Here is a 19,321-nt window from a genome sequence, read left to right on the forward strand (position 1 = left end):
ATCACTATCTTTATTGCCCTTGGTAAACTTAATTTAACTCCAGCTTAATTACCCACTATTTTCGTGATAGAACCAAAAAAGTTTATAACAATACTTTTAACCACAGTGTGGGACTTTCAAATGTTCATAATAGATTAAAGTTAACATATGGAAATGGATTAACAATAAAAAATACTGACAAAGGTACGAAAATATCTTTTAAAATAACTGAAAGAGGAGAGAAAATTGAACTGTATAATAGTTGAAGATGAATATCCCGCACGTGAAGAACTGAAATATTTTATAAACAAATTTAGTGATATTTCAATATTGGAAGAATTTGATAATTCTTTAGATGCTTTAGATTTTTTGAAATCAAATTTAACCGATGTCATTTTTTTGGATATAAATATGCCAGGTGTCAACGGCATATCGATGGCAAAAATAACAAAAAAATTAAGAAATTCGCCAAAGTTTGTTTTTATAACTGCATATCCAGAATACGCTGTGGATGCATTTGAAATAGAAGCTTTTGACTATATATTGAAACCATATTCCGAAGAACGGATAATATCCACCTTAAAAAAACTTGAAAGGAATTCTGAAGATGAAGAGCGTTCTAATGGTAAGGTTGCTTTAAAAGATGGTGGTAAGATCGTTTTGAAAAATAAAAATGATATTTATTTTTGTAAAGCAAACGGAAAGGATACTTTGGTATATACAAAAGATCAAGTTTATAAAATAAACATAGGAATATCAGAATATTTAAAAATTTTGAATGATTCTAACTTTTTAAGAACTCACAAATCCTATATTGTAAATATAAATAAAATCAAAGAGATAATTCCTTGGTTTAATAATACATATAACATTAAATTTGAAGATATAAAAGAAGAGGCGTATGTAAGCAAAAATTTTATTAAAAATTTTAAAAACAAATTAAGTATAAAATAATATTTATTTCATAACAAAAAAAGTACATCTTATTGCTAAAAGTAGGTAACTCATTCCACAAAACTATTCTCCCTTCTTTGTGAATGTTATGATTTATATATGTCATTTCATTTCAAAGGAGGGATTTTTGATGATTACTTTTTTTAGTGGGTTAGCTCTTTTATTGTTAGGCTACTTAGTGTACTCAAAAGTTGTCGAAAAGATATTTGGAATTTCCGAAAGTCGGAAAACACCAGCTATAACAATGGAAGATGGAGTAGATTATGTACCTATGAAAGGATGGAAAATTTTCTTAATCCAGTTTTTGAATATAGCTGGATTGGGTCCAATATTTGGAGCTATTTCAGGAGCTTTATGGGGCCCAATGGCATATTTGTGGATAGTTTTTGGAAGTATTTTTGCAGGAGGAGTACACGATTTCTTTTCAGGAATGTTATCTGAACGACTTAACGGGGCAAGCGCCTCAGAAATAGTAGGTACATATTTAGGAAATTTTATAAAACAGGTAATGAGAGTATTTACGGTAGTACTACTGATTTTAGTTGGAACGGTCTTTGTAACAGGTCCTGCAGATCTGTTAGGTAATTTAACAGGATGGAATGTGGGTATTATATCGCTCTTTATATTATTTTATTATTTTTTATCAACGATTTTACCAATCGACAAATTAATTGGTAGAGTATATCCAATTTTCGGTGTTGCCCTAATGATAATGGCTGTAGGCATTGCCTTGAGTTTGATTTTTCAAGGATATGAATTACCCGAAATGAGCTTACAAAATATGCATCCTAACTCACTAAATGCTTTCCCTATGCTTTTTATCACGATCAGTTGTGGAGCAATCTCAGGCTTCCACGCAACTCAATCTCCTTTAATGGCAAGAACAATTACTAGCGAAAAACAAGGAAGAAAAATCTTTTACGGCGCCATGATAGCCGAAGGTGTAATAGCTATGATATGGGCTGCTGCTGCAATGTCTTTTTATGGAGATTACCAAGCTCTAGGAAATGTTTTGAATACTGGTGGACCTGCCCTTGTAGTAAATGAAATTTCTAATACATTGATGGGAAAAATAGGTGGAATACTAGCAGTTTTAGGCGTGATAGCGGCTCCAATAACCTCAGGAGATACAGCATTTAGAAGCGCAAGACTTACAGTTGCAGATAGCTTCAAATGGAGTCAGAAAAAAACTGTAAGCAGATTATCCCTTGCTATTCCCTTACTCACTCTTGGATTTATCCTAACAAAAATAGATTTCTCTATAATTTGGAGATACTTCTCATGGTCCAACCAGGCACTTGCTATGATCGTCTTATGGGCATCTGCATCTTTCCTTGCAATGAATAAAAAATTCCATTGGATTGCAACTGGACCTGCAGTGTTTATGTCAGCAGTTACAGTTGCTTACATATTCCAAGCACCTGAGGGTTTTCAATTGAATCCTTTATTATCAAATGTTATAGGAATAATAGCCGCTCTAATTTTCTTTTCAATTTTTAGCTTTAAAATCAGAAAATACAAAAAAGAACCTGCAACCGAAAGTGCTTACTGAATAAACCATTTAAGAACAGTTTTTCTTAAAAGAAAGGATTAAATAATATGGTATCATATAATATAGGAGTGTAAAAAATACATAAAGAGTGATACCAGCTGAGAAAAGAGCTACTCAAATTCTTTGAACAGATACTGAATATAACATAGATAGGCTACATAATGAAGACAGTGTAGAAAGTCAAAAAATCAGGAGAATATTAATATGAGTTGTAAATGGTATATCGTTTGTCCAATGAAGAGATATTATGATGAGGGTAAATTAGATAAAAAGTGGATAGAAAATTATTGTCATGGTGACTACAAAAGTTGCGTACGCTACCAGATGGAAGAAACGGGGAGGTACCATCCGGACAATATGCTACCCGATGGAACAATCGATAAACGTTTAAAATAAGATATTAACTAGCTGAAAGAAAAAAATATTCTGCTCTCTCAATAGTTTTTAAAAAGAGCAGAATATTTTCTTTATAGTGCAAGTTGTGACTTAAAGCAAAAAATTAAAAAGTATCTACTGAGCAAAAGACTTAAGAACCGTTTTTCTCAAAAGATATGCAATTAGAAATATTAGAAACATTGTCAGGACTATCATTGGGCCTGATGGAACGTTTAAGTAATAAGATAAAAAAATACCCAGAACAGATGAGAAAACACCGACTATTACGGATATTATCAACATTTGGTTTATACTCTTCGCATAAAGCTTTGCAATAACACCAGGGGTTATAAGTAGAGCCGTTATCAGTATGATCCCTATTATTTTAACGGAAACAACTATGGTAACGGATGTAATCGTTAAAAACACCAAGTTTATTATGTTTGTGGGAACCCCAAATATTTTACTTAATCTTTGATTGAATGAATAATATTTAAGTTCTTTGTTTAAAAAAATAACTATAAAAAGAATAAGTAAGTCAAAAATTCCCAATAAAATCAAGTCTTCTTGAGTTATCATTAATACGTCCCCAAATAGGAAACTATCGATTTCGGGGACGTATCCTTTTTTGAATGAAAGTAAAATTATACCTATAGCCATAGAAAGCGATAAGAGCATACCTATCACGCTATTTTCTTGCACTCTTTCTTTCTTGCCTAGTTGATGTATAGTTATTGCAAATATAATGGCAACTATTATAGACAATAGGTTCATATTCAATCCAAAGAAAAGAGCAAAAGCGATAGCACCAAACGCCACATGAGCAGCTCCGTTTCCAATAAACTCCATCTTTTTCAGGACTATGAAATTTGATAACAACGCGCTACCAAAACCTGAGAGAACAGCACCAATTAAGGCGTATCTCATAAAAGGGTAACTTAGAATATCAATCATCTTTATTGCTAACCACCTTCATCTTTTCATTGATGTGAATAAATAGTTCAAAATCTTTGGAGTACAAAGATCGCAAATCATTGATATCAAGATCAGCGGTACTTTTATGGCAGTGTAGTGTTTTGTTCATGCACATAATTTTGTTCGTTTCTTTGAAAATCATGTTCAAATCGTGACTTATTATAATTATACTCATATCGCTATTTTCTTTGAGATCTCTAAGAGTTCCATACAGTATATTTTGCCCTTCTTGATCGATATTGGCTTCAGGTTCGTCCAGTATTAATATATCAGGATCGGAAACTAAAGCCCTTGCCACCATTAACCTTCTGTACTCTCCTCCAGATAGTTTCCCCACCAGCCTGTCGTATAGATGCTCAATTTGTAAAAGTCTGAGGGTTTGTCTTACTTTTTCATAATGTTCTTCTTTAAACCTTTTAAAGGGGCCAACTTCACTGTACAAACCCATTAAGGCGACTTCATATACCTTGATGGGAAAATCCCTTTCCCTTTCCTCGGATTGTGGAACGTATCCTATTTTCCCATTTATCTTTATTTCTCCTGTATAATCTTCGATTTCTCCGATTAGAGTTTTTATTAAGGTTGATTTTCCAGCTCCATTAGGCCCAATTATCCCTACAAAGTCTCCTCTATAAATATCAAAAGATATATTGATCAATATATTGTTGTTTTCAGCTGAATAATTCAAATCTCTAACGGATATTAAAGGATCAGTAGCCATAATTCACCACCCGTATGATTTCAAACAAATTGTATACGTACAGAGATTCTAAATCGAATACTCTTTCCACACTCCCTAAAGGATCCAAAACTCCTATATTTAAATCCAAGTTTTCAGCTACAGCACTCACAGCCTTATCACTGAGTTGAGGTTCATTGAAAATAGCCTTAACATTTTTCTCTTTAGCAACGTTCGTTAATTCAACTAACTGCTTTGGAGTGGGTTCGACCCCAGGAGAGAGTTGAATCACACCAGCAATTTTTATATTGTATCTTCTTGCAAAATAATCGTAGGAGTTATGAAGCGTAAATATTGAACCATCGATGACCTTCGCTTTTTCAGCAAGGTATTTATCAAGCAAAATCAATCTGTTTATATATCTTTCAGCGTTTTTGTCGTAGTAATCTTTATTTACAGGGTCTAATTCTCCAAAAACCTCTGCCAAGCCTGGAACGATGTAGGTATACATAATATATGGATCTAACCAAATGTGCGGGTTGTATGCAAACTCTTCATGGTCATGATCTTCGTCAATTCCGCTCATACTTATAAGTTCTTCACGTGGAATGAAATCGGAAACTTCAATTATTTTCACACCCTGCTTTTCTAGATTCTTGGTTAGATTAGAGATAAAAATTTCTAAAGCTAAACCGTTTGTAATTAAAATATCAGATTCGTACAAGGGCACTAGTTCCTTTGGTGTTGGCGAGTATGTGTGTGGACTCTTACCTGGAGGAACAACAAGGTTCACTTGACCTTTTTCTTGTATTATTCCTTTACTTACATAGTAATAGGGTAATATCGACGTTGAAACGTTTAAAGCGAATACTAGGAACGAAGCTAATAAAACAACGGTTGTTAAAATCGTTTTTTTCATACCTTCTCTCACCTACTTTTTATATTTTTGGTTACTTTAAAAATATTTCTACTCATCGAGATTATCATACTGGTCGTCTGTGGTAATCTTCTGACATTTTTTACATATTCCTTCAAAATAAAGGGTATGAGTCAAAACTTTGAAACCCAATCTTTCTTTTATATATTTACTCATCTGTTCAGAGTAACATAGATCGAACCTTTCAAATTTCTTGCATTTTATACAGTATATGAAATGAAAGTGCCCTTCTCCTTTAAAAAAATATTTGATTTTATCGGAAAAAACAATGGATTTAATCTCTCCATTTTTTTCGTAATTTTTCAAGTTTCTGTAAATTGTAGATTTATCATAATCTTCATTGAGTTTTTCATAAATTTGTTCGGCGTTGAGCGGATAATCGTACTCATCTAACACGCCTAAAATTTCTCTGCGAGCTTTTGTATTTCTCATGGAAAGTTCACCTCTTCGGGATAAACATGAATAACGTTAAACTGTTAATACCGCAAATGCAAATGATTTGTTTTTGCAACTAATTTGCATAAGCATTATACAACAAAAATTTTAAAATGTCAAGTTTTTTTATGGTATAATCTAAAAAACTAAAGGAGATCTTTCACTTAAGTTCTATAACTACTTATGATGAAACTCTTTTGTTTCTTGATCAGGGTCCGGACAAAGGATGTTATCTATACAGCTTTAGAGCTTCTTAAGAAGGTATACTGGATTCTAAAAGGAGGGAAAGTATGGGTGCTATTTCTCAAATCATATCGGTTATATGTGGGTTTATCGGATTAATTTTTACCGTTTTTTTAGTTTTCAATATTTTAGAAAAATCTCCTGGGAATGAAAGAATGCAAAAACTTTCGAAAATAATTCAAGTGGGAGCTCGCTCTTTTTTATTTTCAGAATATAGGATTCTTTTTGTTGTTATATTTTTATTCGCTGCTTTTCTGTGGTTTGTAAGCTCTTATCAAATGGCTTTGTCTTTTATTTTAGGATCGGTATTTTCGGTTTTATCAGGTTTTTTAGGAATGTCAATAGCTACCCGAGCCAATGCCAGAACAACCAATGCAGCGATAAACAATTTAAAAGATGCATTGGCTGTATCTTTTAATGGTGGAGCGGTTATGGGAATGATTGTTACTTCTTTAGGATTAATGGGATTGGGAGGTATATTTTTTCTTGGCAAAGGAAATACTGAATTAATGAGTGGCTACGCTATGGGAGCATCTTTTGTGGCACTCTTTGCAAGAGTTGGAGGGGGTATTTTTACAAAAGCTGCCGATGTAGGAGCTGACTTAGTTGGTAAGGTTGAAGCAAATATTCCAGAAGATGATCCAAGAAATCCGGCAGTTATTGCTGACAATGTCGGAGATAATGTGGGAGATGTTGCAGGTATGGGGGCTGATCTGTACGAATCTTACGTTGGCTCTATTTTTTCTGCTTCAGTGTTGGGCAGTGTAGCTTTTTCTATTAATGGGGCAATTTTCCCCTTTTTTGTTGCTTCATCAGGTTTGATATTATCAATTTTAGGTATTATTTTTGTTAATTACTATATCAAAAAAGTAAAGGAAGTTGAGCCCGAAAAGGTTCTACACTTCGGTACATATATGACCGCATTTCTTCAAGCGATAGTAGTTTTTTTCTTATCTAAAATTGTCTTCGGTGATTTTTCTGGAGGTTTAATAGTTATTTTAGGTATGGTAGTTGGAATTCTTATAGGAGTTTTCACCGAATATTACACTGCAAAAAAACCTGTAACAGAGCTTGCTAAAAGTGCTCCATCAGGTTCGGCTCCGTTGATTATCAATGGTCTTGCCCTAGGGATGGAATCAACGCTTTTCCCTATTCTTTTAATAGGAACAGCTATTGTAATTTCATTCTACGTTTATGGCCTTTTTGGAATAGCTATTGCAGCTGTTGGAATGCTTTCAACACTGGGTATGAGTTTATCAATCGATGCATATGGCCCTATCGCCGATAATGCGGGTGGAATTGCGGAAATGGCTCATTTAGATCCATACGTTCGAGAAAGAACTGATAAGTTGGATGCTGTTGGAAATACAACCGCCGCGATGGGAAAAGGCTTTGCAATAGGATCTGCTGCATTAACGGCATTGGCTTTGTTCGCCTCTTATTTGCAGGTAACAAATATTTCAGTAGTTGATTTGAATGATGCAAATGTATTTACAGCCTTGTTAATCGGTGCAATGCTTCCATTTCTGTTTTCCTCTTTGGTGATGAAAGCAGTTGGTAACGCCGCAAACCTTATGGTTGAAGAAGTAAGGAGACAGTTTAAAGAAATTGTTGGATTAATGGAAGGAAAAGCTGATCCAGACTATGGTAAGTGTGTAAAGATTGCTACCGATGGTGCTCTAAAATATATGATACTTCCTTCTTTAATCGCCGTAATAGCTCCAATAATTGTTTACTTCTTATTAGGCAAGCAAGCTGTTGCTGGAATGTTAGCAGGAACAACTGGCTCAGGCGTTATGTTAGCTATATTCATGGCTAACTCTGGAGGTGCCTGGGATAACGCTAAGAAGTTAATAGAAACAGGAAAATATGGAGGAAAAGGGTCTTTGGCTCACAAGGCTTCTGTTGTGGGCGATACTGTGGGGGATCCTTTAAAAGATACAGCAGGACCTTCCATAAATATTTTAATAAAACTCATGTCTATAGTTTCTATAGTGATTGTCCCTGTCTTAATTAGAATTTTTGAGTGAAACTCTTAGTTAATATGGTTGGTGTGAATACCATCCTCTTTATGGGCGGGCTGCGGGGCAAAGGGGCGCTAACACAAGGTTTTAGAGTTCCTAAAGTTAGTATAATTAAAATTTGGAGGTGCAGATAAAAATGAAAAGAGTTGCTGTTTTGAATGTAGGTGGAGATTGTCCAGGGTTAAATGCCGTAATCCGGGCACTCATCGTTAAAGGTGCCGAAGAGGATATCGAAGTTGTTGGCGTTTACGATGGATTTTTAGGTCTCGTTGAAGATAAATTAACAATCTTGGCCAAAGAACATGTCTCAGGTAAATTACCTGAAGGTGGAATAATTTTGGGCTCTTCAAAATATGATCCTACTGTTAATCCAAATGATTTGAACAAGTTAAAAAATAACTTTGAGAGATATCAAATAACGAGTTTGATATTGTTAACAGGTCATACTGGAGCAAATATCGCCTTAAAATTGGCAAATGAAGGCATACCTTCGATAATAATACCTGCTACCGTTGATAATGACTTATACTGGACGGATCTTAGTGTAGGTTTTCTAACTGCATTACAGATCGTCACTGACGCGTTAGATAAACTTCATTCAACTGCCAGTGCAGGTCATAGGGTAATAGTTGTAGAAACTGGGGGAGATGAAGCAGGATGGTTGGCTACAATTGGTGGAATGGCAGGTGGTGCAGATTATATAATAGTACCAGAGTTCGAATTAGACCCTAAAGATATGGTTGAAAATATTAAAAGAAGATATTCTGCAGGTAGAAGATTTTCCATAGTCGTAGTAGAAGAAAAAGTCAAACTCCCCGAAGAGGTTCAAAATATAATAGACGATCCAAAAGTTCGTCAATACATGAAACCAGCAGAATTAGTCACAGAGTACATAAAAGCTAACCTGCAAAATGTTGAATGTAGAACCGTTGATTTGGATTATCTACAAAGAGGAGGAACCCCTTCATCCTTTGATAGATACCTGGCTTTTAAATTCGGTGTTTCTGCTATAGACGCTGTTAAAAAAGGAAAATCTAATGTGGCTTTAGGTTTGGATGGTTTTAATGTTATAGAAAAACCCTTTACGGACGAAATTTTGAAGAACAAAGAGATAAGTCGAGAATTATACGAAATGGGTAGATTGTTTTTCTAAAAATATTTGGCGGTGCTTTTTGCACCGCTATATTTAAACGTATTATTAAAATCCACAGATAACAAACATACTTCGCTTTTTGATCATATTTTATAAAGTTTTTTAGCCTTTTCTGAAGCTACTTTATGATCGACAATAGGTGTCGGATAATCGATGTCTTTTGGAATGTTTAAAGTATGTATTTGCTTTGAGTTAAGATTGGTTAATTCTAGTAACCAAGTTTTTATGTAATTACATGCAGGATCAAATTTTTGCTGTTGCAAAATTGGGTTAAATATTCGGAAAAAAGGCTGCGCATCACAACCTGTTGAAGCAACCCATTGCCAATTACCGTTATTAATTGCAGGATCGTAGTCAACTAATTTTTGTGCAAAGTATTTTTCTCCCCATCGCCAATCAATATGTAAATCCTTAACAAGAAAACTCCCTGTTATCATTCTTACTCGGTTATGCATCCATCCCGTTAGATTCAATTGTCTCATTCCAGCATCAACTATAGGATAACCTGTTCTCCCTGTACACCAAGCTTTAAATTTATCCACATCGTTTTCCCACTGTATTTGGTTATATTTCTCCTTAAAGGAATTCCCTAAAACATGAGGGAAATGATAAAGAATATGAGTAAAAAAATCACGCCAGTGAAGTTGTGTAATAATTTCGTGTTCATTACCGAAGTTTTCATTTACTTTTTTATATACCTCTCTCACAGAAACTGTTCCAAATTTAAGATGGGGAGATAATTTTGTTGTTCCATCGATTGAAGGTATGTTTCTAATTTCACTGTAATTTTTTAATTTGACTATTCTCTCTATATAACGTAACCCTTCTTTTCGCCCACCTTTTAACATTAAATTTTCATTTTGAGGAAATTTATCAACCTGAAGAGCAATACTTGAGCTAATTCCTTCTGTAAAATAATTTTTAAATTTATTCTTCTGCGGTTCTCGCACATCTATTTTTTTGGATTTTTTTAAAAAATCGGTGAACTTTATATATGGCATTCCATTATCTTTCAAAACTTCTGTGGGTTCATGTAATAAAACATCAAAATGTTCCTTGAAATCTACTCTTTCCTTTTCACAAATAGCTTTTATTTCGTTATCTCTTTTCTTACTAAATGGAGTGTAATCTTTATTCACAAAAACAGCTTCTATTCCTAATGTCTTAATTAAGCTTTCAACTACTTTAGAAGTAAGACCTTCAAAAAAGTATAGTCTAGCGTTCAATTGGTGTAGCTCATCATTGAGTTCTTTTAGATTGTTGATCATAAATTGAACCGCGTTGTCTGATTTGTAATCGTTGTCTTTAATCTGTCGGTCATCAAATATAAAAGCAGGTATGACTCTTTCACAACTTTGAAGAGCTTCTATGAGAGAAGTATTATCCTCTAACCTAAGATCTCGTCTGAATATGTGCAACCCAATTTTATATTTATAATTCGGTATTTTTACCACCTCTAAGGCCTTTAGTATGTCTTTTATAATTAAATACAACTTACCTAAGCTAATAATAAAAAGGTAATTTTAAAGTATTGAGAATTTTAAAACCCTACTTCAAATGAAAAGGATATTTTGATCACTGGTGTTGTTTCTCCGTACGGTCCAGGCCAACCTTCCACATCTTCTTTTCTCTCATCGTCGTAGGGTGTTTCTAAATTTATTTCACCTTTGAGGTAGTGTTCGAAAGTAATTTTGTATCTTATGGTTTCGTTGGCAATATCCAATCCTATTAAGTAACCTTCCATGTCGTTCCCGTAGTCAAAGCCTATGGGAATATTTTCTTCATTGTATTTGGCGGTATACTTCAAGTAAGGTGCCCATTGATTGTACATCCAAGTGTAAATCTTATAATACTCTATTTTCGGAGATATGTAATATTTAGAAGTTTTGCCGACTAATCTTGTTCCTACACCCCAAGCGAATGCGGTTGGTTTGTAATCTGTTGCTCCTCCTTCAGTATCGGGTACTACAAAATCGTCCATCGCGAATTGTCCATATATTTGCCATCCTTTGATAGGAATGATAGAAGCATCTACTCCCAACATATTATTCGAGAATCCTTCACCTAAGTTATTATGAGCTATACCAAAAGGGTTAGCATCAGAAAGGTCAGGGTATTTACCACCGATCAAATTCAATTCGTTCAAAGAAAGCCTAATTCTATCGAAAAGATTAAATTCTAATCTGTGTATAAACAAGGTTTTTGAAGGATCGCAATAACCAAAATCTTCCAATCCAGCTCTGTCGGAGTTAGTATCAAAATTAGTATCAAAATTAGTATCAAAAGAGGTAGCTTTTTGCCTTTTTAACTCTTCCTCAGTTAAGTAAGGGTCAAAGAAGTACATGGCTGATACAATTCTCATACTTCCTGCATCGTATCCACCCATAAACCCAGTAACATAAGGTAATGAGTCAGATAGATATACCCCTCTTTCCAGATCTGACCAATTGGTTTCAAATATTCCACCAATCAACCACAGGGGATCAAAAGATTTGTAAAAGAAACCAGGGTAAACTTCAAACTCATCATTTGAATTTATTGGGTAAGGTGTTATGTTTGTAAAATCTTTACCTGCGTATATTGAAGATAGTAGATAAACTTCGTTTGTAGTTATTTCAGAGAAGCCCTTCGTATTAAAAAAAATGAAGATAAGTACTAATGTTTGAAGCGTAACTATTTTTCTAACTTTCTCCATATTCATCAAAGAAGTCTTCTTCACTCATTATAGTAATTCCGTAACTTTGAGCTTTATCTAGTTTAGAACCAGGGTTTTCTCCAACGACTAGGATATTCGTTTTCTTCGTCACGTTTTCAGAGAAGGTACCACCTTTAGATTCAACGTATTCGGCAAATTCTTGCCTTGTCATTTTAGAAAGTGCACCGGTTTGACATATAATTAAACCTTTTAAAGGCCCTTCTGATTTTTCTTCTTCTTTTTTGCCTATGTTGACCCCGGCATCTTTTAATTTTTTAATGATCTTTTTAACTTCTTCCTGTGAAAAAAACTTTATAATTGCATTTGCTATATCTTCACCAATACCCTCTATTTCTACAAGTTCATCGAATTTTGCGTCTATTAAACTGTCTAAATTTTTAAAATGATTAGCAAGGTCTTTCGCCGTTTTTAAACCAACATTTGGTATCCCAAGAGCGTTAATTAATCTGTACAATTCTCTATTTTTGGATTGCTCTATTTGTGTCAATATATTTTCTACCGTTTTGTCTCCTATACCTTCTCCTAAGCTTCTAATTTTTTGGTCGTTTAAATAATAAAGATCTGCTACATCTTTAACTAAACCTGCATCTACCATTCTTTTTAATATCTTTGGGCCAAGTCCTTGGATATTCATTGCGTTTCTTGAAACAAAATTTTCCAACGTTCTTAAAAGCTTTTCTGGACAAGAGGGATTCAAACATCTTATTGCCACTTCAGAAGATTTTATTTTTCCAACTTTTCCACCGCATACAGGGCATTTTTCAGGGGGTTGGATTATTTTTTCTTTCCCAGTTCTTTTTTCTTTAATAGGGCCTATAACTTGTGGTATTATGCCACCTGCTTTTTCAATTAATACGTAATCGCCTTCCCTTATATCTCTTTCTTTTATATAATCAAAGTTGTGTAGACTTGCCCTTTTTACCGTTGTTCCTTCGAGTTGTATGGGGTCAAATTCTGCAACGGGGGTTATTATCCCTGTACTCCCAACTTGAAGCTTTATAGCTTTTAGTTTCGTTTCTTTCTGTTCAGCTTCAAATTTGAAAGCTATTGCCCATCGTGGGGATCGGGCAGTTTCACCAAGGACTCTCTGTAATTCAAAGCTGTTCACCTTAACAACTATTCCATCTACTTCGTATTCTAATTCCTTTCTCCTTCGATTCCATTCTTTCCAAAATCCTATAACTTGTCCAATATCTTCGACCTTTTTGTAATTAGGATTGATTCTGAAACCAACTTCTTTCAGAAAATTTATTGCTTCCTCTTGAGTCTCTAAGTTGTAATTTTGAGGGAAGATAACGTAATACATAAAAGAGCTTAACTTTCTTTTTGCCACTTCAGTACTATCCAAAAGTTTTAAAGTGCCCGCTGTGGCATTTCTAGGATTAGCGAAAACAGGTAACCCTTTTTCTTCCCTTTCAGAATTTATTCTCACAAATTCTTTTTTTGGCATGTATATTTCTCCACGTACTTCAATGGTTAGATTTTTTCTCAATCTTAAAGGAATAGAGGGGATCGTTTTTACGTTTTGCGTGATATCTTCTCCGGTCGTTCCATCACCCCTGGTTATAGCTTGAGTTAATACTCCATCGGTGTACCTTAAAGCTACCGATACTCCATCTATCTTTAGTTCACAGAAGTACTCAACATGGGTTAAGTTCAAGTTCTTTAAAACCCTTTTGTGAAAATCTAAGATTTCTTCTTCGTTGTAGGTGTTATCTAAGGATAACATCGGTATGGAATGGTTTACTTTATTGAATCCCTCAACAACTATCCCACCGATCCTTTGAGTGGGAGAATCGGGTGTTTTCAATTCGGGATATTTTTTTTCAAGCTCTACTAATTCTTTAAATAGCTTATCGTATTCCTGATCCGAGATAATGGGATCAGCCAATACGTAGTATCGGTAGTTATGTTCTTCTATTTCTGCTTTTAACTTTTCGTATCGTTCTTTTATGTTTTTTGGTATGTCCAAATTACAATCCCCCTTTAGTCTTCATCTATCACAACCGCTGTTGCTACGGCAAACTCTCTTTCATGGGCTATAGATATGTGTATCGTTCCGTTACCTCCAAACTTTTCGAATAGATATTTCACCGATTCTTCATCTAAATAGGGTTCTCCACTTTGTTTGTTTAGAACGGTAATTTGTGAATAAGGGATAAACCTTTTGAAACATTTTATTAAAGATTCTTTTACTGCAAAACGACCCGCTGCATATTCTTTTTTTCTTTTTTGCCCTTTAAACGTATCGTATATTTCTTTTTCTTTTTGAGAGAGAATTTTTTGGACGTTTTTTTCGTTGATCCTGTCGACTTTTACGATGTCAACTCCTATTCCTCTGATCATTGATTAACAACCTCACATTCGCACCTGGTTCGATCTTTTGTAGAAAGCTTTCGACTTTTTGGTCATTTAAGTAAATTTCATAAGATTGAATTTCTTCCATGTTTATGGAAAGATGAGAAAATACATCTATTAATTGAACATCCTTTTTTACCTTTTTAATCGAGTAATTTGCTCCATTGCTCACTTCTTCTTCTATGTCAATTATTTTTCCATCATAGGATGCGATTATTTCTTCTTTGTTTAAATGAACCTCTTTCCCGTTTAAAAATACTTTCATCTTTTCGGTTTCGATATCCAAGAATTCTTTTATCTTAGGAAGCTTTACCGCCTTTGTTTTTAGAAGATCTCCATTTTTTATTTGATAATCTTTATCTAAGATTTCTTCGTCTTTCATGATAATCGTACCCACAGGGACTTCATATGGAAGGTTATTTATTGTGAAGAAAATTTTCTCGTTGTACTCTTTAAATACATCTTCTATTTTTGGAGGTGAAGTAAATATTTTATCTCCATCTTTGATCTCTTCTTCTAAGCTTTCTATTTTTTCACCATTTTTTATTACTACAGGATAAGTGGTTTTGGGTTCTCCATTTAAGTAAAATTCAATGGGTTGAATCACGTCTTTCAATTTTAAATTGACAGGTTTGCCATTTTTAGGTTCTTCTATTTCAATGTGATCTCCTGGTTTAATGGGAGAATGTATATCCGCCGATACTCCGTTTACTGTTATTTTTGCCTTTTCGCCCATATTTCCCTTTTTTATCTGTAATTTTTCGTTCAGTTCGAAAGCTATCGCAGGGGATGGCAGTCCAACCAATTTGTCTAGAGAATAACCTGATTGTAGTAACGCCTGTAAAACGTTCATGTCTTTACCTATGATTAACATATTTACATTTCTTCCGTTTATTTTAATGGTATTGAATACACTACCCTGTTTTTTCAGTGCGACATTTACTATACCTAAAGGGGTTATGTATTCACTACCTTCCATTCTTTTTGATTCAAAAATGATATTCTCCAAGTTTTTGGTAGTTTTTAAAGATACCCTTTCTTTGGAAAGTCCAAGTTTGCCGGCTAATTTTTCGGTGAAAGTTGGTACTTTTCCTCCACCACCTACTACCATCACAGCAACAGGAGGTTTCCCATTTAGATTTAATATTTCTTTAGCTATTTTATCCGTTATGGTGTCTATAACAGGGGTTATTATCTTGATTATCTCTTCTTTTCTTACAATTTGTGCATTATCCAGAATATCGTTGTATGTAATTTCATCGTTTTGAGATAATTGTTTTTTTATCTTTTCAGCGGTTTTGAAATCCACCAATAGTTGTTGAGAGATAGTATCTGTTATCTCATCCCCAGCTAAGGGTACCATTCCATAGCCTGTTATTACCCCTTTATTTGATATGGATATGTCGCTCGTTCCTGCTCCTACATCTACCATCGCAACATTCAGGTTTCGCAAGTCCTCAGGCACAACTAAACTTGTGGCGGCTATCGGTTCCAATGTGACATGGATTGGTTTTAATCCAACTTTATCCAATACAGACATCATAGCTTCTACAACATTTTTTGGTAGATAAGCTGCCAAAACTTTTACTTTTGCTTGATTACCTCTTTGCCCTTCTAGATGTTTAATCCATTGATTATCAAGACTGTAGTAGAGTATGGAGTATCCTACGCAGTACATTTCTTGGGAGTAGTTTAATTTTTCTGTAGACACTTTAACGGCTTCGAGTTCCATCTTTTTGATTGTTTCACTGTCTAAATAACCATGAGTTGAAATATCAAGGCTGTATGAGCCAATTGAAGAGATAAGAAACCTACCAGCTATAGCGATGGCAACTTCGGAAAGATTGATGGAACTTTCCTCCTCCAGTGTTTTCTTTATTTTGAATACACCTTTTGCAACCTTGTTGACATCATGAATTTGTCCGTCAAGCATCGCTCTATTTTCGTGCTCAACTTCTGCAAAATGCTTGATTATTATATTTTCTGTTTCTTCATCATATTCTGCCAATGTCCCTACAAGAGTCCTTGTACCTATATCAAGTCCAAAGATCATTTCCACTCCCCCATTATTTAAACTTCTATTACTGTCGCCCCTGTTCCCCCTTCTTCACTTCGAGCGATTTTGAAATCTTTAATTAGAGATGATTTTCTTAAATAATCCCAAATTCCCATAGCTAGTTTCCCTGTTCCTTTTCCGTGTATTATTCTTCCTTCTTTTATCCCAGAACTTATTAAATCCGAAATAAATTTTTCTATTTCGGGTATAGCTTCATTTACTGAATAACCCCTAATATCTAATTCGGATTTTACACTTTTCTTTTGATCTATTTTAACGTAAATTCTTTTTTCTTCGTTTTTTTCTTTATCTGTGTTAATTACAGGCTCAATTTCCGTTGGATTATAAGTTATCTCTATCGGAGAACCATCAATCTGAACGGTTATCTTCGAGTTTGTTACTCTTTTTACCGTTCCTTCAATATTATTGGACGTTTTTACTTTCATCCCAACTTTTATTTTAGACTTTTCAATTTTTCGCCCTTTTTGATTTTGAGATAACGTTTTTCTCATCTCTTCAAGTTGTGAAGCCATATTTTCAGATTCTTTTATTTTTTTGCTGATTTCTTGTAAATCGATTTGATCTTTTTTTTGCTTGATTTCTTTTAATATGGTTTGAATCTGGTTTCTCATGTTTTTTATCTGTTCTTTAAGTTGATACAACTCGGGTTCGAGACTTTCTATTTCTTTTTTCTTTAGTTTTTGTAGTTTTTCTTCGTACTCTTTTTTCATTTTATCGATCTCTTTTTCTTTCTTCTTGATCCTTTCTAAACTTTCTTCGTATTCATTGTGAATAGAAGTTAATCTACTGAGTATTTTTTCACTTTGTGAAAATTCTTCATTGAGATTTATTTTACTTTCTTCTACTATCTGAGGGTCAATCCCCAATCTTTCTGCTATTTCAATGGCATGGGATGCTCCAGGTACGCCTACCATTAGTTTGTATGTAGGTTTAAGTGTTTCAATATCAAAAGACATAGAAGCGGCGAGTAGTTTTTCTTCTTCCAAAGAAAATGTTTTAATCTCAGACAAATGTGAAGTAGCAAATATTATTGGCCCTTTCATTAGCAGATATTTCAAAATAGCTTTGCTTAAGGCAGCTCCTTCAATAGGATCGGTTCCTGTTCCTAATTCATCTATCAATACAAGAGATTTTTCATTAACGTTTTCAAGTATATTTTTTAAGTTCAACAAATGGGCAGAAAAAGTACTTAGATTTTGAGATATATCTTGTTGGTCACCTATATCCGTGTATATTTCTTCTATAAAAGGTACTTCAGCCTTTAAAGCTAAGACTGGTAAACCAGAATGAGCCATAAAAAAGGCTAATCCAATTGATTTCAAAGAAACCGTTTTACCCCCTGTGTTGGGACCCGTTATTATCATTCCGTTTCTATCCAGTTCTACATCTATGGGGACTATTTTTTCTTTTGGTATTAAAGGGTGTTTTAGTTCTTTGAGAAGAATCTTTTTAGTAGTATGGGGTTGAGTGAATACTGCATTCATATCTTTGGCGTATCTAGCTTTCGCTATATTGGCATCTATATATTCTATTATTTCTATATTTTTTTCTATTTTAAATTTGTTTTTTTGAAGTTCAAAGGTCAAATTTGAGAGTATTCTATCGATTTCGTTCTTCTCTTGTGAGAATAAATCTGTAAGCTTTTCATTTAGTTCTATAATGGTATCTGGTTCTACGAACAAAGTAGCACCGGAATCGGATCTTCCTACGGTAATACCCTTTATGACATTTCTATTTTCACTCTTTAACGCTATGCATAACCTTCCGTTTCTTTCCACAGGTTGGTCTAAAGAAAGGTATTTAATATACTTACTTTTTATCTTGTTGAATTCTATATTTAATTGACGTTTTACCGTGTCTATGCCGTTTCTTATTCTTTTTAATTCGATTGAGGCGTTATCTTTAATTTCTCCTTCAGGAGTAAAAACTTTAAAGATCTGATCTTTTAACTCAAGTAGAGGTTTGTAATCTGATAACTTATCAGTGAGTAGATCGTTTATACCGCTGTAATGTTTGTGGATGGCATAACCGTCCTCCAAAAACTCTCCAATCTTTCTGAATTCTCTCCCTTCAACACTTTCCTTGTTGCTTATTTTTCCCATTATCGAAGGGATATAACTTAAACCATACAAATCTTTTAATGTACCTTTAATCGCCATATCAAAAAAAACTCGAGAAATGTTCACTTCTCGGTCTAATTCTGTTAGATCTTTGTACATTTTTACATTTTTTAAAAAATACGCTTTCCCATAATCGGTATGACTATAGGTTGAAATTAAATTTAATATTTTTTCTATTTCCAAATCCTTGTAGGTTTTTTCTAAAATTTAAAACTCACTCCCAACGAGATTGGTAAATAATTTACAGTTAGTTCTTCTTCGTAGTACCTAGTCTCGTAACCAACCGACAGAGATAAATTGTTGTAGCTAACTCCTCCATTTATAAGTATTTCTGTTTTAAAGGTTTTAAAATAATCTTCTGTGTGAACGCCTCCGAAGGCGGTTACCAAAAAATTTAAGTTGCCAATTATATTGGTTGTATATTTCATATTCAAACCTAAGGAGATTCCTACATCTTCTAGATTTTGTAAATTTTCTAATAAATTGTAATTGTAGAAAAATCCCAGATAGGGGCCATAGGAGATTTCTTCACTATCTTCGGTTGGAATTAAAAAAGAAATCCTTCCCCCAGTGTAATCTAAACTCTGTTGAGTGTTTGTATCGCCTGTTGAATTAAGAGTGTAGGAATAGGAAGGGGTTATTAATAACTCAAAAGCATACGTGACAGTAGTTATGAAAAAGAATATCGAAAATGCTAAAAAAAGTTTATTTTTTATCATTTTTTTACTCTCCCTTTTATTCATA

At 34.0% G+C, this 19,321-nt stretch carries 16 protein-coding genes; 5 read left to right on the plus strand and 11 right to left on the minus strand.

Features of this window, described 5'->3' with window-relative positions; all coding sequences use genetic code 11:
* Nucleotides 1-225 precede the first annotated feature (225 nt).
* The 3 genes from ACW9JY_RS05765 (at nt 226) to ACW9JY_RS05775 (ending at nt 2,881) form a co-directional block, all read left to right on the plus strand.
* Nucleotides 226-933, plus strand: coding sequence for a LytR/AlgR family response regulator transcription factor (locus ACW9JY_RS05765; protein WP_457283674.1), 708 nt, complete (start codon nt 226-228; stop codon nt 931-933).
* Between the two features lie 130 nt (nt 934-1,063).
* Complete coding sequence (locus ACW9JY_RS05770; RefSeq protein ID WP_457283675.1) at nt 1,064-2,485, plus strand: carbon starvation CstA family protein; 1,422 nt, start codon at nt 1,064-1,066, stop codon at nt 2,483-2,485.
* A gap of 204 nt (nt 2,486-2,689) precedes the next feature.
* Nucleotides 2,690-2,881 carry a uracil-DNA glycosylase gene (locus ACW9JY_RS05775; RefSeq protein ID WP_457283676.1) on the plus strand — a complete coding sequence of 64 codons (192 nt, stop codon included), beginning with the start codon at nt 2,690-2,692 and terminating at the stop codon, nt 2,879-2,881.
* 114 nt (nt 2,882-2,995) lie between these two features.
* Here ACW9JY_RS05775 and ACW9JY_RS05780 read toward each other — a convergent pair whose 3' ends face one another.
* Genes ACW9JY_RS05780 through ACW9JY_RS05795 form a run of 4 tightly spaced genes read right to left on the minus strand, consistent with a single transcriptional unit; the run spans nt 2,996 to nt 5,883 of the window.
* On the minus strand, nt 2,996-3,814 hold the full coding sequence (locus tag ACW9JY_RS05780) for a metal ABC transporter permease (RefSeq protein ID WP_457283677.1): 819 nt from the start codon (nt 3,812-3,814) through the stop codon (nt 2,996-2,998).
* Entirely contained in the window at nt 3,807-4,556 is a 750-nt protein-coding gene (locus ACW9JY_RS05785; RefSeq protein WP_457283678.1) for a metal ABC transporter ATP-binding protein, read from the minus strand. Before ACW9JY_RS05785 ends, ACW9JY_RS05780 begins: the two co-directional genes overlap by 8 nt.
* Complete coding sequence (locus tag ACW9JY_RS05790) at nt 4,546-5,433, minus strand: metal ABC transporter substrate-binding protein (protein ID WP_457283679.1); 888 nt, start codon at nt 5,431-5,433, stop codon at nt 4,546-4,548. The genes ACW9JY_RS05785 and ACW9JY_RS05790 overlap by 11 nt, the downstream gene beginning before the upstream one ends.
* 48 nt (nt 5,434-5,481) lie before the next feature.
* Entirely contained in the window at nt 5,482-5,883 is a 402-nt protein-coding gene (locus ACW9JY_RS05795; protein ID WP_103064975.1) for a Fur family transcriptional regulator, read from the minus strand.
* A 293-nt stretch (nt 5,884-6,176) separates the two neighbouring features.
* On the opposite strand from ACW9JY_RS05795, the gene ACW9JY_RS05800 reads away from it, so the two are divergent.
* Nucleotides 6,177-8,159, plus strand: coding sequence for a sodium-translocating pyrophosphatase (locus ACW9JY_RS05800; protein ID WP_457283680.1), 1,983 nt, complete (start codon nt 6,177-6,179; stop codon nt 8,157-8,159).
* 130 nt (nt 8,160-8,289) lie between these two features.
* Nucleotides 8,290-9,306, plus strand: coding sequence for a 6-phosphofructokinase (locus tag ACW9JY_RS05805; protein WP_457283681.1), 1,017 nt, complete (start codon nt 8,290-8,292; stop codon nt 9,304-9,306).
* A gap of 83 nt (nt 9,307-9,389) precedes the next feature.
* Here the strand turns inward: ACW9JY_RS05805 and ACW9JY_RS05810 are convergent, their stop codons facing one another.
* From ACW9JY_RS05810 to ACW9JY_RS05840, 7 genes are read right to left on the minus strand one after another with little or no spacing between them, the layout of a single operon-like run.
* Nucleotides 9,390-10,799, minus strand: coding sequence for a cryptochrome/photolyase family protein (locus ACW9JY_RS05810; protein ID WP_457283682.1), 1,410 nt, complete (start codon nt 10,797-10,799; stop codon nt 9,390-9,392).
* A gap of 47 nt (nt 10,800-10,846) precedes the next feature.
* Entirely contained in the window at nt 10,847-12,001 is a 1,155-nt protein-coding gene (locus ACW9JY_RS05815) for a hypothetical protein (RefSeq protein WP_457283683.1), read from the minus strand.
* A complete protein-coding gene (ligA, locus tag ACW9JY_RS05820; protein WP_457283684.1) occupies nt 11,988-13,994 on the minus strand; it encodes an NAD-dependent DNA ligase LigA in 2,007 nt (668 codons plus the stop codon). The genes ACW9JY_RS05815 and ligA overlap by 14 nt, the downstream gene beginning before the upstream one ends.
* 14 nt (nt 13,995-14,008) lie before the next feature.
* Nucleotides 14,009-14,368, minus strand: a complete 360-nt coding sequence (gene acpS, locus ACW9JY_RS05825; RefSeq protein ID WP_012208822.1) for a holo-ACP synthase — start codon at nt 14,366-14,368, stop codon at nt 14,009-14,011.
* Nucleotides 14,346-16,433, minus strand: coding sequence for a cell division FtsA domain-containing protein (locus ACW9JY_RS05830; protein ID WP_457283685.1), 2,088 nt, complete (start codon nt 16,431-16,433; stop codon nt 14,346-14,348). Before ACW9JY_RS05830 ends, acpS begins: the two co-directional genes overlap by 23 nt.
* A gap of 17 nt (nt 16,434-16,450) precedes the next feature.
* Entirely contained in the window at nt 16,451-18,784 is a 2,334-nt protein-coding gene (locus tag ACW9JY_RS05835) for an endonuclease MutS2 (RefSeq protein ID WP_457283704.1), read from the minus strand.
* Entirely contained in the window at nt 18,778-19,296 is a 519-nt protein-coding gene (locus ACW9JY_RS05840) for a hypothetical protein (protein ID WP_457283686.1), read from the minus strand. Before ACW9JY_RS05840 ends, ACW9JY_RS05835 begins: the two co-directional genes overlap by 7 nt.
* Nucleotides 19,297-19,321: the final 25 nt, after the last annotated feature.

It is taken from the genome of Petrotoga sp. DB-2, assembly GCF_054051725.1.